10 protein-coding genes and 1 pseudogene are annotated in these 17317 nt (G+C 39.1%); 6 read left to right on the forward strand and 5 right to left on the reverse strand.

The features are described 5' to 3' along the window. Positions 1–17 precede the first annotated feature (17 nt). On the reverse strand, positions 18–1853 hold the full coding sequence (gene hrmK, locus ANSO36C_RS11620; RefSeq protein ID WP_251959666.1) for a hybrid histidine kinase/response regulator HrmK: 1836 nt from the start codon (positions 1851–1853) through the stop codon (positions 18–20). A 202-nt stretch (positions 1854–2055) separates the two neighbouring features. On the opposite strand from hrmK, the gene ANSO36C_RS11625 reads away from it, so the two are divergent. After that, on the forward strand, positions 2056–2922 hold the full coding sequence (locus ANSO36C_RS11625) for a branched-chain amino acid ABC transporter permease (RefSeq protein ID WP_251959667.1): 867 nt from the start codon (positions 2056–2058) through the stop codon (positions 2920–2922). A gap of 21 nt (positions 2923–2943) precedes the next feature. Here ANSO36C_RS11625 and psaX read toward each other — a convergent pair whose 3' ends face one another. Next, positions 2944–3084 carry a photosystem I protein PsaX gene (psaX, locus tag ANSO36C_RS11630; protein WP_196522556.1) on the reverse strand — a complete coding sequence of 47 codons (141 nt, stop codon included), beginning with the start codon at positions 3082–3084 and terminating at the stop codon, positions 2944–2946. Positions 3085–3272: 188 nt separating this feature from the next. Next, positions 3273–4175: a lipoyl synthase gene (lipA, locus tag ANSO36C_RS11635; RefSeq protein WP_251959668.1), complete on the reverse strand. Its 903-nt coding sequence runs from the start codon at positions 4173–4175 to the stop codon at positions 3273–3275. 234 nt (positions 4176–4409) lie between these two features. Between lipA and ANSO36C_RS11640 the strand changes: the two genes are divergently transcribed. The 3 genes from ANSO36C_RS11640 to ANSO36C_RS11645 all read left to right on the forward strand — a co-directional run bounded on the left by ANSO36C_RS11640 (position 4410) and on the right by ANSO36C_RS11645 (position 11164). Continuing rightward, on the forward strand, positions 4410–5093 hold the full coding sequence (locus ANSO36C_RS11640; protein WP_251960314.1) for a response regulator: 684 nt from the start codon (positions 4410–4412) through the stop codon (positions 5091–5093). A gap of 395 nt (positions 5094–5488) precedes the next feature. After that, a complete protein-coding gene (locus ANSO36C_RS34840) occupies positions 5489–6547 on the forward strand; it encodes a serine/threonine-protein kinase (protein WP_410174691.1) in 1059 nt (352 codons plus the stop codon). Between the two features lie 87 nt (positions 6548–6634). Then, positions 6635–11164 (forward strand): trifunctional serine/threonine-protein kinase/ATP-binding protein/sensor histidine kinase, encoded by a 4530-nt coding sequence (locus tag ANSO36C_RS11645; protein WP_410174692.1) that lies wholly within the window; start codon positions 6635–6637, stop codon positions 11162–11164. A 371-nt stretch (positions 11165–11535) separates the two neighbouring features. Here ANSO36C_RS11645 and ANSO36C_RS11650 read toward each other — a convergent pair. Both ANSO36C_RS11650 and ANSO36C_RS11655 read right to left on the reverse strand, forming a co-directional pair. Beyond that, positions 11536–12926: pseudogene (locus tag ANSO36C_RS11650) on the reverse strand (cytochrome P450). A gap of 202 nt (positions 12927–13128) precedes the next feature. Further along, complete coding sequence (locus ANSO36C_RS11655; protein ID WP_251959669.1) at positions 13129–14097, reverse strand: terpene synthase family protein; 969 nt, start codon at positions 14095–14097, stop codon at positions 13129–13131. Positions 14098–14802: 705 nt separating this feature from the next. On the opposite strand from ANSO36C_RS11655, the gene ANSO36C_RS11660 reads away from it, so the two are divergent. Both ANSO36C_RS11660 and ANSO36C_RS11665 read left to right on the forward strand, forming a co-directional pair. Next, positions 14803–16122 carry a hybrid sensor histidine kinase/response regulator gene (locus tag ANSO36C_RS11660; RefSeq protein WP_251959670.1) on the forward strand — a complete coding sequence of 440 codons (1320 nt, stop codon included), beginning with the start codon at positions 14803–14805 and terminating at the stop codon, positions 16120–16122. Positions 16123–16164: 42 nt separating this feature from the next. Next, positions 16165–17316 (forward strand): FIST signal transduction protein, encoded by a 1152-nt coding sequence (locus ANSO36C_RS11665; RefSeq protein ID WP_251959671.1) that lies wholly within the window; start codon positions 16165–16167, stop codon positions 17314–17316. Position 17317: the final 1 nt, after the last annotated feature.

Below are 17317 nucleotides of genomic sequence, written 5' to 3' on the forward strand. Positions count from 1 at the left end.
CTACTCCCTACTCCCCATCAACGAAGCTTGGTGGCTTTACTGTACTTAGCCACCAGACTGGCTAAAAGTGGTAAATCAATTGGTTTAGAAATATAGTCATTTACTCCAGCAGCTAGACAAGTTTCGCGATCGCCTTTCATTGCCATTGCTGTTTGAATAATTACCGGAATCGTCCGATATTGCTGATGTTTTCGCAGTTGTTGTACCAAGTTTAGACCATTGTCATCTGCCAGATAAACATCCATTAAAATCACGGCTGGGTTTAACTGTGTTAGAGCTTCCCACATCTCAGTAGCCTTCTTAACCCAAGTCACCTGATATCCCAATTTACGTAAATAAATTTGCATCAAACCAGCGTTGGGTAAATCATTTTCTACCAGCAAAATCTCTACAGACGAGCTAGGTGTGAAAGGCAAAGGAAATGAAGAAAATTCTCCTTCCCCTGCTTCCCCTGCTTTCCCTGCTCCCCCTACTCCCACCTCTTGCTTAAGAGGAAGAACGAGGGTAAAACGAGAGCCATGATTTACTTCAGATTCCACTGTCACAGAACCACCATGAATTTGGGCAAGTTTCCGAGTTACTGCTAAACCCAAACCAGTACCTTCAATACCATCCGCTACAGCCTTGCCAATTTGGAAATAGGGCTGAAACAGTTGAACTTGGTCTTCTTGGGAAATGCCAGTGCCAGTATCCCAAACTGTAAAATGCACAAATACACCTTTGCAAGCAACCCGTAAGCCAACACTTCCTTCATTGGTAAACTTGAGAGCGTTGAAGATTAAATTCAACAGCATTTGCTTGAGTCGTAAGGGATCGGCGACTAGAGTTGTAATATCGGGTTCAATTTCTAAGCACAGTTTCAAACCCTTATTAGCGGCTTTCTCTTTCACCAGTGTCAAAACATTCATACATAGTAGTGGTACATCTACTATTTCGCACTGTACTTCTAGTTGATTCGCCTCAATTTTAGAAAGATCCAAAATATCATTAATCAGAGCTAGCAAGTGCTTCCCGCTAGACTGAATGATACTTAAATACTCTTGCTGGCGTTCTTTAGTTGGCTCAAACCCTGGAGCTAAAAGCAGATGGGTAAACCCAATAATAGAACTAAGCGGTGTGCGAATTTCGTGGCTGGTGTTTGCCAAAAACTGATTTTTGAGTTGATTAGTGCGCTCCAAATCTTGATTAGAGTTACTTAACAGTTGATACCGTTGCTGCCAAGATAATATGTGTTTGAGTTGTAGCAAGGCTGTTGTACAGTGATTAGCAGACCTTGCCATAAATTGCGATCTGAGTTGAGCTTGTGATTCTACGAGTGACTCATGAGCAGAGCTTAGGGGCGCTACGGCCATAAGTAGCCATCCTATAACGCTGCCAAAATCATCAGCCAACCGCCAAGCACTCGGTGGTTGTTGATTTTCAAGCTGTTGCAAATCTTCAAGTTCTATAACCTCTTGCAATTTCAACAGCAGCTTTTTTTCTGCTGTCAGCACTTCTAGAAATAAAGGTTGTGAATTTAGGGATGGAGAGTGAGAAATATAGCAAACTGTCGCAAAAGTTTCTTGTGGTTGAAACAGAGCGATGCCTACAGCAAAATCTGTAAGCGCCAGATTACTCCTGTTAACAGTATTGTTAATCTCGTTAAGAACGGTTTGGAAAACTTCCGCTTGTGCGGCTCCTGGCTGTGGGACAGTGTTACAAGCAGAAAGCAGGTAATCATTAAGGCGACTTTGCAACTGGTTTAAGCCGCTCTCCAGCCACAGTTGTGCGCGAAGTTGCTCAATTGTTGTCAAAAGTTTTGGCGTTGCATCTATCAGTGAGTTCTGGTCTGGTAAGCTTGAATACTGCTGCATGGTCAACTAGACCGCTGAACAAGTTTAGCTCACATAAAAATCCGAACAGGATTTTATGTATATTAGCGGACAATTCTTTTTTATTTATAAACCATAAATTATGTTGTTATAAACCATAACTTATGATGTCAAATTTAGCCGCTATATAAAAAATTATTATATGAATCACTGACCTAAAATTTTTTAATGCAACATAAGGCCTATGGATATACAACTTGCCCAACTAATCGTTAATGGGATTGCAGTGGGAAGCATTATTGCTCTAGCCGCAGTCGGACTGACTCTTACTTATGGAATTTTACGGTTATCTAACTTTGCTCACGGTGACTTTTTAACTTTAGGAGCCTATCTTACCTGGCTGATAAACACGATTGGAGTCAATATTTGGTTGTCGATGATCCTGGCGGCGGCGGGAACAGTAGCAGCAATGCTGTTATCGGAAAAGTTACTGTGGTCAAAGATGCGCTCTATTCGTGCTACTTCCACTACGTTGATTATTATTTCTATCGGACTTGCCTTATTTATCCGCAATGGGATTATTTTTATTTGGGGTGGCAAGAACCAAAATTATAATTTACCTGTTACTCCGGCTTTAGATATTTTGGGTTTAAAGATACCGCAAAATCAATTATTGGTATTAGGGTTGGCGGTGCTAGCAATTTTGGCGCTGCATTACCTGCTGCAAAATACCAAAATTGGTAAGGCGATGCGAGCAGTTGCTGATGATCTGGACTTAGCCAGGGTTTCAGGTATTAATGTTGACCGAGTAATTTTCTGGACTTGGGTAATTGCTGGCACGCTTACGTCATTGGGCGGCAGTATGTATGGGTTAATTACAGCCGTGCGCCCGAATATGGGATGGTTTTTAATTTTACCATTATTTGCCTCAGTAATTCTTGGTGGCATTGGCAACCCTTACGGTGCGATCGCAGCAGCTTTTATCATTGGCATCGTCCAAGAAATCAGCACTCCTTGGCTGGGTTCACAGTACAAACAAGGTGTAGCACTGTTGATCATGATTTTGGTGCTGCTCATTCGTCCCAAAGGTTTATTCAAAGGAACGATTTGAGCAGCACCACTGCACTTTTAACTACTCAATAATGTGGAAATAGTAGGCTGCCACCAAAAAATTGATAGCTAACAATAACAGTGCCCAGCCTGTGCGAAAGGCGTAGGGAGGTTTAGCTCCACTGTCGGCAACTGGGGAATTCTTCGTTGTTTTAGCAGTCATAATGCGATTCTCCTAATGTCAGGACTTTTTAAGAAATACCAAACTGGCGTACCAAATACTCAAATTCTTTAAGAATATTTGTGTGAAGTTGGGAATTGGATTAGGGGGAGAGGTGACAGGTGACAGGTGACAGGGAATAATCTGTACCCTGTAACCTGTACCCTGTAACCTGTACCCTATTCCCCTCTTCACTCCTCTCCAGCATGATAGGAACTGCGAACCAGAGGCCCAGAACGAACATGGTTGAATCCCATTTCCCATGCTAATCTGCCGAGTTGATCGAATTCCTCTGGAGTCCAATATTTTTGGACTGGCAGATGTTCTAAAGAAGGACGCATATACTGCCCGATAGTCAAGCGATCACACTCCACAGCCCTTAAATCAGCCATTGCTTCAATGACTTCATCAAGTGTTTCTCCGTGTCCCAGCATCAAACCTGATTTGGTGGGAATTGTCGAATCTATTTCTTTAACCATAGCTAGTACCGAGAGCGAGTGATCGTATTTAGCTCCCCGGCGTACTGGCCCAGTTAACCGTTGCACTGTCTCAATATTGTGATTGAAACAAGCTGGTTTGGCTTTGACAATCATCGCTATTCGTTGGCGTTGACCTGATTCGCCAACACCAGCACCACCCCAAAAATCGGGGGTCAGCACTTCAATTTGAGTCTCTGGGTTCAATTGGCGAATAGTCGCGATCGTCTCCACAAAGTGCCCTGCACCCTGATCGGTTAAGTCATCACGGGCTACAGAAGTCAGCACCACATAACGCAATCCCAAAAGCTGCACCGCCTGGGCTACCTTTTGAGGTTCCTCTAAATCAAGAGGCATCGGTGCATGACCTTTATCTACTTGACAGAAAGCACAAGAGCGTGTGCAAGTAGGCCCCATTAACAAGAAAGTTGCAGTTTTTTGGGCATAGCACTCTCCCCGGTTGGGACAGCGACCTTCTTCGCAAATCGTGTGAATTTGGCGCTGCTTAATAATACGTTGTACGGTAGAGATTTCACTGGCTTTGCCAATCGGGCGACGTAACCAGCTAGGCATTGCCGTAATTTCAGACTTTAGATCGGCTTGTTGTGACGAAATCATAGACATCCAAGCAAGATGCGGATATAGATGTAGTGGCCTGTCGGTTAAATATCACCATGACACAAATTGAAAAGAGCGCGAGCAAAAGTTTTGCAAAACACCTCTAGCAATGTCATTTATACCGAAATATACTATCCCCCAATTGCTAGAAATTTTGTATATAGTGGGAGGATTCTCAAGGACAATCGGCAAAGCCGCTATTTACACTTAAAGTTTCTGTTAGAGCAAACAGTCGTGGCAAGCAACAAGATTTTAGTTATCGATGACACTACAGTTGTCAGGGTAAAAGTACGAGAAATGTTGCCTCCGGGCAATTTTGACGTACTGGAAGCAAAAGACGGTGTGGAAGGACTAAATTTCATCCTTCAGGAAAAACTCAGCCTAATTATGCTGGATTTCCTGTTGCCTAAAATGAGTGGCTGGGAAGTTTTCCAGCAAGTTCAAGCCCACCCAGAGTTAAGGAAAATTCCTTTAGTGATCATGTCTGGTCGCAAGGAAGAGGTGACGGAGAAAATTACAGAACCATTTGAATATTTTGAATTTCTGGGCAAGCCTTTTGATCAAAAGCAACTAATTAACGCGATTAAGTTAGCTATGGCCAAGGCGAAACAGCCACGCCCAGAACTAGTCCCAGTAGGAGCAGGGGTTGCTGCCAAAAATGGCACAGTTGCAACCTCTAATGTCGCAACTACTGCGGTAGCAATTCCTAGCGTTGCCAATACTGCGGTAGCAACTCCTAACGTTGCCAATGCTGCGATGCCTACGGCGGTAAGCAACGCAACTTCTAGTAATGGGGGAGTTTCCGACGCTGAAATCAATGCGTTGAATGAGAAAATTGTCAAAATGCAAGCAGAAATTGATGGTTTGAAGAAACAGCTAACTCAGGTTGTGACTTTTATTAAACAAAAAATCAAGTAGTATTTGCGCTCGTTATTATTATCGCAGCCCAAAATACCCCGTTTATAATAACGGGTGTTCGATTAAAAGCGGGTAAAAATAGTTAGTTCAAAAACACTTATGTTGACAAAGCATTGTTGACAACAAAATTCAAAAATAGCAAATTACAACATATAGGTGCAATTAATGGATTGCCTCTATATGTTGTAATTTTGCGTAATTTCTATAGATGCATAAGATTAGTTTTCAAGCCTAGCAAAGCAGTCTAATACCCTACATTGTTTCCAAATCATATATTTAATAAAAAATTATATTTTCTAATACAAATTAAACAAAAAAATCTTATTTCATGATAATCACAGTGTTTGTACGGGAATACTAAATCATAGAAGCAATAATTATGAGCATAGTTTGCAATGTTAGTAGTATCGGATACATCATATGCATTTCCTGGCTATCGTATTACCGAGCAAGTTTACTCAGGAAGTAAAACCCTAGTTTATCGGGGCATTAGAGAACAAGACCAAAAATCAGTTGTTCTCAAATTGATGCGGAATGAATATCCTTCCTTCGCGGAAATCGCTCAGTTTCGAAATCAATATATCATTACCAAAAACCTTGATATTCCTGGCATAGTCAAAACCTATAGCTTAGAAAGCTACCGTAACAGCTACGTCTTAGTGATGGAAGATTTTGGCGGTATTTCTCTCCAAGACTGGCGACTGGAAGAAAGGGGGAAGAAGGAAAACAAACTTTCCCTCAATGAGTTTTTCCCCATTGCAATTAAAATTGCTTCTACCCTTGAAGGACTGCATCGCAATCGCATCATTCACAAAGATATCAAGCCTGCCAACATCCTTATAAACCCTACCACAGATGAAATAAAACTCATCGACTTTAGTATTGCCACCCCCCTACCAAGAGAAATTCAATTTCTCACAAATCCCAACATTTTAGAAGGCACGCTGGCTTACATTTCTCCAGAACAAACTGGAAGGATGAACCGAGGTATCGACTACCGCAGCGATTTTTATTCCCTCGGTGTTACTTTCTTTCAACTCCTCACCGGACAGTTACCCTTCATCACTAAAGATCCGATGGAGTTAGTTTACTCTCACATTGCTAAACAACCGTTAAAAGTCAGCCGAATTAACTCCAATATTCCACCAATTTTGTCTGACATCATCAGCAAGCTGATGGCGAAAAATGCCGAAGACCGTTATCAGAGCGCTTCAGGGTTAAAGCATGACTTAGAAGCGTGCCAAAACCAGTGGCAAGAAACAGGAAATATTACACCCTTTGAACTGGGCGTGAGGGATATCTCAGACCGTTTCGTAATCCCTGAAAAACTCTATGGTCGTCAAAGTGAAGTTGAAACCCTACTCGCTGCTTTTAAGCGTGTGACAGAGGGGGCAACAGAAATGATATTAGTTGCGGGTTTCTCTGGCATTGGCCAAAACTGCTGTGGTCAATGAAGTCCACAAACCCATTGTGCGGCAGCGTAGCTACTTCATCAAAGGAAATTTGATCAGTTTCAACGTGACATTCCCTTATCAGGATTCGTGCAAGCTTTTCGGGACTTAATCGCACAACTGCTATCGGAAACTGATGCCCAAATTCAAGAATGGAAAGCCAAAATTCTCAGAGAATTGGGTACACAAACTCAGGTAATTATTGATGTAATTCCTGAACTCGAACAGATTATGGGTAAGCAACCTCCGATTACAAAAATCTCTGGCAACGCTGCCCAAAATCGGTTCAATTTATTATTTCAAAAATTCATCAAAATCTTTACTACGAAAGAACATCCCTTAGTTATCTTTCTTGATGACCTGCAATGGGCAGATACAGCTTCTTTAAGATTAATTCAGTTATTAATGTGTGAAAGTAAGTTGTCTCCTCTATCAGAAGAGATAGAACATCTTTATGAAAAGCAGGGAGGTCTATTATTAATTGGTTCCTATCGAGATAATGAAGTTTTTAAGGGACATCCGCTTTATTTAACATTACAACAAATTGAACAAACAGCAGTAACTATTAATACGATCACTTTAGCACCGTTAAATCAGGGTGATTTAAATCATTTCATTGCTGATACCCTTCATTGTCCTGAAGTAGCTGCTGTTGCTCTTACCCAGATGGTGTTTGCTAAAACTAAAGGCAACCCCTTCTTTTCCGCTCAATTCCTCAATTCTTTACACCATGATGGACTAATTTTCTTAAATTCTGATGTTGCTTATTGGCAATATGATATTTCCAAAGTCAAAGAAATAGCTCTCACAGACGATGTAGTAGAATTTATTGCCCTGCAAATAGGAAAATTGCCAATACATACCCAAAAAGTTTTGAAAATGGCTGCGTGTATTGGTAATCAGTTCGACTTAAAAACTCTAGCGATCGTCAATGAAAAATCTGTAGTAGATACAGCATCAGACTTGTGGCAAGCATTGCTTGATGGGCTAGTTTTACCACAGACTGAAAACTACAACATTTTTTCCCAAGATAATAATAATCAAGATTTGATTGTTGATGGGATAGAAGCTACACAATTTTCAATTTCTAATTTACAGCTACCTAAATATAAATTTGTACATGACCGAGTGCAACAAGCTGCTTATTCTTTAATTCCTGAAGAACAAAAAAAGCCAATTCATTTAAAAATTGGGCTACTGTTATTCAACAATATTCCAGTTGTAGAACAGGAAGAAAAGATTTTTGAGCTTGTCAATCAGTTTAATATTGCAGCAGAATTCATTTCCCCTCAAGCTAAACGAGATGAACTAGCCCAGATGAATCTAATTGCTGGACGTAAAGCTTTAGCATCTACAGCTTATCCCGCGGCCGTTAAGTATTTAACTACTGGCATCAAACTGTTGGCAGGTGATAGTTGGGAGATGAAACATCATCTCACCCTGGCTTTATATGAAACTGCGACAGAGGCAGCATACCTAGCTGGCAACTTTGAACAGATGGAGGAATTGGCAGAGGTGGTGTTGGTACGTAAACCACTGCTAGAAAAAGTAAAAGTTTATGAAGTCAAAATTCAGGCTTATGGGGCACAGAACCAAGCATTGAAGGCTGTAAATACTGCCCTAACTTTTTTGAAACTTTTGGGAGTGGAGTTTCCTGAGCATCCAAGTCAGTCAGATATTCAGCTAGCAATGGCAGAGTTAACATTAAATCTTAGCGGCAAGCGTATTGAGGATTTAATTGACTTGCCTGAGATGACAGAGGAGCAAGCTTTAGCATCTATGCGTATTCTATCGAGTGCGCTTGGTCATGCCTATCAAGTTTTTCCTGTAATTTATCCCTTGTTTGCTTTTAAACAGATTAATTTATCGCTTAAATACGGTAACACTTCCTTATCAGCCTATGCCTATGTAGCTTATGGGGTAATACTCTGCGGGGTAGTAGGAGATATTGAGTTTGGCTATCAATTTGGGAAACTGGCTGCAAGTTTGTTAACTCGCTTTAATGCTAAAGAAGTTAAAGCTAAGGTTATAGAGGTATTTAATGCTGCTATCCGGCATTGGAAGGAACATGCCAAGGAAAACTTAAAACCTTTACTGGAAGCATACTCTGCTGGGCTAGAAACGGGAGATTTAGAATATGCAGCCTATGCTCTTAATGTTTATTGCTACTGTTCATATTTTGTTGGTAGAGAACTGACCGGACTGGAACAGGAGATGGCAATTTACAACAGTGCGATCGGTCAAATCAAGCAAGAAACAGTATTTAACTGGAGCGCGATTTATCGGCAGAGTGTCTTGAACTTGATAGGTACTGGGGAAAATCCACATCTTTTAATTGGTGAAGCCTACGATGAAGAGAAAATGTTGCCGATTCACCTGGAAGCAAATGATGGCATGGGACTGTTATATTTATACTTAACTAAATTGCATCTCTGTTGCCTATTTCAGAAATACTCTCAAGCGGTTGAAAATGCTAGCTTGGCAGAAAATTATTTACATGGTGGGATTGGACAGTTAGTTTTTCCTATATTCCATTTTTATGATTCACTAGCTAGACTGGCAGTTTATTTTGATGTTGATGAATCTGAACAAGAACAAATCTTAAATAAGGTTGTTGTCAATCAAGAAAAGATGCAGCACTGGGCAAATCATGCCCCAATGAATTATTTACATAAGTTTTATTTAGTTGAGGCAGAGCGGCATCGAGTTCTTGATCAATATATAGAAGCAATGGATAATTACGATCGCGCGATCGCCTTTGCTAAAGAATATGAGTATATCAACGAAGAAGCTCTTGCCAACGAACTTGCCGCTAAATTTTATCTAGAACGGGGCAAACAGAAGATTGCCCAAACCTACCTAACTGATGCCTACTATGGTTACATTCATTGGGGAGCATTAGCGAAAGTTAACGATTTAACAAAACTCTATCCCCAATTACTTACTCCTATACTCCAGCAAGAAAACCTGAGTATCCATCCCAGTGATGAAAGTACTTCTGTCAATAACATATCTATATCATCTTTATCTACCTTAAGCGATCAACAAACTGTTATTGGCTCAAAGAGAAGTATTTCTGATTCTCTGGATTTAGCCGCATTTATTAAAGCATCTCAAGCCCTCTCTGGAGAAATCGAGCTTGAGCCACTACTTTCTACTTTAATGGAAGTTGTTATGGAGAATGCAGGAGCCTCTAAATGCGCTTTAATTTTGAGTGAAGGTGATAACTTAGCATTAACTGTGACAGCAGTGTGTTCAAATTTGCATTTTGATCGTACCTATACTGAGTTTCCATCAACTTGCCTTGAATTAAGCTACGATGTTCCTGTTACTTTGATTAACTACGTTAAACGCTCCAGAGAAATCTTAGTTATTGATGATATAAATACTGTTTCTTTTTTAGCAGGTGACAGCTACATTGTTACTGAAAAACCGAAAAGTTTGTTGTCTATACCTCTTCAAAATCAAGGTAACTTGATTGGGATTCTTTATCTAGAAAATAATCTGACTACAGGAGCATTTACACGCGATCGCGTAGAAGTTCTCAAACTCCTCACTACTCAAGCGGCAATATCTCTAGAGAATGCTATCCTCTACAAAAATTTGGCACAAGCTAAAGAAAGCTTGGAAGATTACAACCATACTTTAGAAGAAAAAGTCCAGGAAAGAACGCAAGAACTCAACGACAAAAATCACTGTTTACAAGAAACTCTACAGGAATTGCAACGTACCCAAATCCAATTGATTCAAAGCGAAAAAATGTCTTCTTTGGGAGAAATGGTCGCAGGAATTGCTCATGAAATCAATAACCCCATTAACTTTATTCATGGCAATATTAATCATGCTAGTGAGTACGTCAAAGACTTGCTAGATTTAGTAGCTGTTTATCAGCAGGAATATCCCCATACTTCGCCCTTAGTTGAGGATAAAGCTGAGGAGATTGACATAGATTTTCTAGTAAAAGACTTGCCAAAGATTCTAGATTCAATGAAAGTGGGCAGTTCACGGATTAGAGATATTGTTTTGGGCTTACGCAACTTTTCTCGCTTAGATGAATCTGAGATGAAGCCAGTAGATGTTCATGAGGGAATAAACAATACCTTAATGATTTTACAACATCGCCTTAAAGAAAAGAGCGGTCTTCCAGAAATTGAAGTTATCAAAGAATACGGAAAATTACCGGAAGTTATTTGTTATCCTGGTCAACTAAATCAGGTGTTTATGAATATCCTGAGTAATGCGATTGATGCTTTAGAAGATTCATTTCTTATTGATCATCCATCATTGGTAAATGAAAAAGAGCAAATAATAAAACACATAGACGCATCATCAGCTTCTCATAGGGTAGGGCAAATTCACATATTTACTGAACTAACAGATTCTAATACGGTGATAATTCGGATTGCTGATAACGGTTCTGGCATGACAAAAGTAGTGCAGCAAAAAATCTTTGACCCATTTTTTACCACCAAGCCAGTAGGAAGTGGCACGGGGTTGGGGTTGTCGATTAGCTATCAAATTATTGTGGATAAACACAAGGGTAGTTTAACCTGCGATTCCACATTAGGAGAGGGGACTGAGTTTGTGATTGAGATACCAATGCAACAGTCAGATATCTAGCTAGACTAGTAACGCTTCTTTTACAGCACTTCCGGCAGCTATGAGGTACATCCTCAAAGCTAAAAGCTATGTTAGGAGAGAGGCAATAAGAAAAACTGTATTGCATAATAGCGGGAAGCGCTGTAAAATACAAAGTTTGGTTAAGTAGAGCGAAACCTAAAATTTGGAAGTTTGTCGAGTTTTGCTCTGTTCTAACCAACCTAAAATTATAAAAACCCAGTTTTTGTAACAAACTGGGTGATTTCTAAAACTCATCAAAACAACTCTGACAAGCTACTATAAATCAATTAGGTAATCCTGGAAGAACCTCTTACCAACCTTTGTAGGGGAGGAAGCTGAATGGTTAGGTTTTTGATTCCTGAATCGATGCTCTAAGATACAAGTGTAGTTGTCATATTAACTAAAGACTCTTGTCGCGCACGTCGTCCTGTAATTACCATCTTGACTCCACTGGAAGGCGCAAGGGTAAAACCTCGGCGCTGAGGTCGCTCTGTTCGTCGATCAACTAGCGCTAACTGATAGCGTGACAAGACGGTTGCTAATACTAGCTTCATTTCAAATATAGCTAAAGCCTCACCAATACAACGACGGACACCGCCACCAAAGGGCAGAAATTCATAGGGAGAAAATTGACGTTTAATAAAGCGCTCTGGTTGAAACTCCTTTGGTTGGGGATATAAATCTTCACGCTGATGAGTTAGATAAATGTTGGGAAGCAGTACAGTCCCAGGCTCTAAAGAATGTCCCAACAGCTGGGCAGGTTCTTGTACTACTCTGGGAAAAGAGAATATGACGACGGGGTGAATTCGCAAGGTTTCATTGCAGACAGCACTTAAATATGACAGTCGGTAAATGCTCATGGGATCTGGAGAATCACCCAGGGTATCCAATTCTTGAAGTAGTTTTTCACGGACTAGGGGCTTTTGGTGAATCCAATACAATCCCCAGGCGATCGCCGTTGCTGTAGTTTCATATCCCGCAACGATTAGAGTCATCAACTGATCGCGCAACTCCTGATCTGTCATCGATTGACCAGTGTCATCCTGTGCTGATATCAACATGGATAAGATATCGTTGCGGTGTGAATCATTTTGCTCCCTGCGTTCGCTAATTTCAGCGTAGATCAATTTATCAATTTGCTGGCGATCGCGCAGAAACTTTCCCCAAGGACTCCAAGCTCCTAAATCCTGTTGCAAGAATGAGAAAAACAATAAACTAGAACTCAAAGGTGACTGAAAAATATCTAATATCTGCGGCAATAGATGCTTAAGTTTTGAAGTTTTTCTCCTTCATTCAAGCCCAAGACAACCTGTAAAATAACTTGTAGGGATATTTCCTGGGTTAAATTTCGAGCAAAGAAGTGCTGATTTAGTGGTAACTGATTAAAAACTTTTGTACACAGACCACAGATCCTTTCACCATAGACCTGCATTTGCTCTCCATGAAAAGCAGGAATTACAAGTTGTCGCTGTTGTTTGTGACGAGTACCCTCTAGTAAGGCAACTGAATATTCCCCTACTAAGGGTTCGCCAATTTTGTTCATCTTGCCAACAGCAGCAAATTTATTTCTATCATTAGTTAAAATTTCCTTGATTGCTTGGGGATGGTTCACGAATACTACAGTGTCCCCAAAACCAATTATCTTACCAGTAAAAATGTCAGGATACTGTTGAGTAGCTTTTTCCATATATCGAACAGGGTCAGCTACCCATTGCAGCTTTTGGAGGAAAGAAGGGGTTTTTAGAGGATTAGGTAGTTGCATTTAATGGAAAGGGGTAAGGAGATATCATGAGATAACGGTTTGCTTCTTTCTGATATGGCATTAAAATTCAGGTTTTATAGTGAACCTTCAAAAAATAAAAGCCCAACCAATATAATCAACATAGTTGTATTTATTAGAACTGATGAAGGAGCGATAGAGCCAATCTAACTTCCCTTTTTTATTTGGAAGCTATACTATTTAATTAATATTTAGCTAGCTCCAGCATTTCTACAGTTTTGTAGCGAGCAGTGAAGGAATACCAATCGAGATTCCCACGTATCCAAGCATGAATTCCTAATATATATTTTGCCAATTCAGCATCTATTTCTTCTCCAAAAGATGGAATGCTTGCTTCCAAATCTACCAATTTTTGAATCTCATGATCGTGCATTTTTGTAGCAAGCTTCATTGCTTCTTCTAAAGAAATTTTGTGTTGGCGGTGTAGCACGAATACTAAATTATGAACATGACCAGTTGCCAATTCTCTAGATAATGAAAAGATATCATTAGACCAGCCCAGAAGATTATTTGTAATCTCATTAAGTTGGTTAAAAATATCCTGTTTTCGTAAAAAATCAGGAATTATCAACTGATCGCAAAGTTCAATTAATGGCAAGGCAACATCTGCACCTGCGCTTAATCTACGCATTGCAATATAAGTCTCAGTATCGGGTACAATTCCATCTACACGGTTATTTGCTTCTTCAAAACAACCGTATAAATATTTCTCAAAGCCGCAGATGAAATAATTTAACCATTTCAGGCTTGCTTTTTCAAGCATTCGCGCTCGTAAGTTACTTAAAGCACGACTAAGAGGTATATCGTGGCTTGTAACTTCTGCCCCATTTAATATTTCTATAAATCTCTTGTGAATACCTTTTAGAAGTTCAGGTTTTGTTTTCAAGTCTGATAGATCGCATTGATCATCCCAAATAAATAGCCAACTCAACCAGTCATTTGCTATCTTCAGTTCTTGAAAGTTACAATATGGATAGGTAGTGGCTGCTATTAAAAAAAATTTAGACTTGCAGAAACGCTGATAAGATGATTCATTTGCCAGAAGATTGAAACCGAGTACCCATTCAAGGCTATACTCTTCCAGAGAATCAATATTTTTATTGATTTGTGATGAAAAAGGACAGTATAAAGCTGGAGATATTAATCTTTCCATAACTAATATAGTTATTCAAAATTTACAAGATACATTTTTGGAAATAAACTTTTTAAATATCAGTTTTTATACAGTGTGTAAATTATATTTACGCCACAATTCTGATATTTAAAATATATAAATATTCCAATACTTAACTATTTATTGTTATTTTTTTTTCTTAAAAAGATATCCGGAATCATACTGGAATCAGATTTTTTAAAAAAATAATATTTACGGAAATGTGTGTTCAGGATAAATACAGATAACATACTTACAAATTCAGTAAGAGGTAAGCAGCAGTAATTTTATTTTTACAAAAGAAACACTACTTGTCTGAAACAACAAGAGTATTAATAACTAACTTCATAACGATCGCCTTTATTAAAAAGATTGTTCAGTAGCAAAGTTGTTCTGAATTAACACCACTTTTTCAAAAGACAAGGGTAATAATGACTAATTTAAAGCCAGTCGCCTTCATGAAAAAGGATGTCCATCTATAATCAAAATGAAAATTAGTGGCTCATTTTCATGCGGGAGCGATCGCTCCCGTAGTCGCATAGAGCAATTTAGCGTGAGAATGTTGCTGTTACCCAAGTTTTTGGGAACTATAGGATTGTCATAGGAAAAAATTTTCAGTCTATCTGCAAATAAAATAGAGGTGACTTAGCTGCGATCGCAGGGTAATAGTGAATAAGTAACAGGGAGTTAAATTAATTTAAATACATGAATTATGAGCCAGATATAAAAATGCTTTATACACCAGGAGACAGTTTAATTTTAGTGGTGGATGATACTGCTACAAATTTAGAGATTGTCTTTAGCATATTAACTAACGTCGGCTTTAAAGTTATTACAGAGAATGATGGAAAAAAGGCGATTAAACAGGTTCAAGAAAGATTACCTGATTTGATTCTGTTAGATGTAATGATGCCTGGAATAGATGGATTTGAAACTTGTAAAAGGCTGAAAGAAAACTCAGACATTTGTGATATACCCGTAATTTTTATGACAGCCAATTCTGATACTGAGAGTAAGGTAAAGGGTCTAAATATGGGGGCAGTTGATTACATTACTAAACCATTTCATGAAGAAGAATTATTGGCTAGAATTAAAACCCATCTGCAATTACGAAATCTTACCAAAACTTTAGAAAAACGAGTTGCCGAAAGGACAGCAGCATTATCTAGGGTATTAAAAGACCTACAAGAGTCTCAACTTCAGCTTGTACAGACAGAAAAAATGTCTGCCCTTGGTCAATTAGTAGCAGGAGTTGCTCATGAAATTAATAATCCAGTTGGTTTCATTCATGGCAATCTTGGACATGCTTCAGTATATTTCCAAGAAATGAGCAACCTCATTGATCTTTATCAGCATCACTATCCTAATCCAGTTCTAGAAATTGAAGAGCAAATTGCAGCGATAGATTTGAAGTATGTGCTTACCGATCTACCTAACTTAATTTCCTCAATGAAAGAGGGCGTTCAGCGCATTCGTGACATTAGTACCAGTCTTAGAACCTTTTCTCGAGCAGATAGCGATCGCAAAATTTCTTGCAATATTCATGATGGCATTGACAGTACAATCATGATTCTCAAACACCGCTTAAAAGCATCCGAGAATCGTCCTAATATTCAAATAATTAAAGATTACGGTAATTTGCCAGAATTAAAATGCTTTATCGGACAGCTAAATCAGGTATTTATGAATTTGTTAGCTAACGCTATTGACGCTTTAGAGGAATCTAATATAGGACGCACCTATATTGAAATTGAAGCCAATCCCAATCAAATTTTGATTCAGACTATTCTTGCTGAAGATAAAAACTATATCTTGATTCGGATTAAAGATAATGGAGTGGGAATGTCTGCTGATATCCAGCAAAAAATATTTGACTATTTATTCACCACCAAGCTTGTTGGTCAAGGCACAGGACTAGGATTATCAATTGCTCGTCAAATTGTTGTCGAAAAGCATGGAGGAACTCTGGAAGTGAACTCAGCAATAGGAAAAGGTTCAGAGTTTATCATTAAGCTTCCTATTTGAAAATCATTCCAAAAATAATTCTCCATCTATACAGATAAATTTATGTTTAAGGCAGTAGTAGGTCACAGTAACGATCCAGATTCTCTATCAGCAGTTGAAGAAGTTCTTCAGCAATGTGTCAGTTCTCTTGCAGGAGATATACCAAAAGCTGGAATTCTTTTTGCTGCAATTGACTTTGAGCATTCTCTCATTTTGCAACAAATTCATCAGGCTTTTCCGGGGATTGAGTTGATTGGTGGAACCACAGATGGAGAAATTTCTTCAGTCTTAGAGTTTCAGCAGGACTCAATCAGCTTAATGTTGTTTTGCTCAGACGAAATTGAAATTTATGCAGGAGTTGGACGCAAAGTTTCAAATGATCCAATTACTGCAACTAAACAAGCTGTGGAGCAAGCTCAAGCAAAAAGTACCGCGCCTCCAAAGCTATGCTTAACTCATCCAGAAAGCCTTACAACTAGCGGTGTCTCTATATTGAATGGCTTAAAGCTAGCTCTTGGTCAAGATGTACCAATATTTGGTGGTTTGGCAGGCGATCAATCAAGATATGAAAATACATATCAATTTTTTCAAACGGAAGTATTAAGTGATTCTGTACCAATTCTGCTTTTTTCCGGCACAATATTGTTTTCCCACGCTGTTGCAAGTGGTTGGCATCCCATTGGTCAAACAAGCAAAGTAACTAAAGTGGATAAGAACATTCTCTATGAAATAGATGGTAAGCCAGCTTTAGATTTTTATCATCATTATCTAGGTTTGCTTCCTCCTTCAATGGAATATCCATTAGCAGTGTTTGATCAGAATGGAGAGAGTTTTTATATAAGAGCGCCTATTGCTTACAATCAAGAATCTGGTAGCATAACTTTTTTTGGAGATATTCCCGATCAGGCAATTATTCAAATTTCGGAAGCAGCTTATGAAGATATTATCGCCGCTTCCAAGGCTTCATTCATGAATGCTTTAGATAATTATCCTGGTGCAGAACCAAGTGCTGTTTTGCTTTTTTCATGTGTAGCTCGTCGGCAAATACTTGGTACAAGGGCACAAGAAGAGTACCAGAATACGAAACTTTGTCTGACCGACTATTTACCTGCCTGTGGGTTTTATTCTTATGGAGAAATTGCTCCTATGGATGGAATTAGCCAGACGCAATTTCATAATGAGACTTTTGTAACTTTAATTCTGGGAAATCGGTAAC

The organism is Nostoc cf. commune SO-36 (assembly GCF_023734775.1).
GTDB lineage: Bacteria > Cyanobacteriota > Cyanobacteriia > Cyanobacteriales > Nostocaceae > Nostoc > Nostoc commune_A.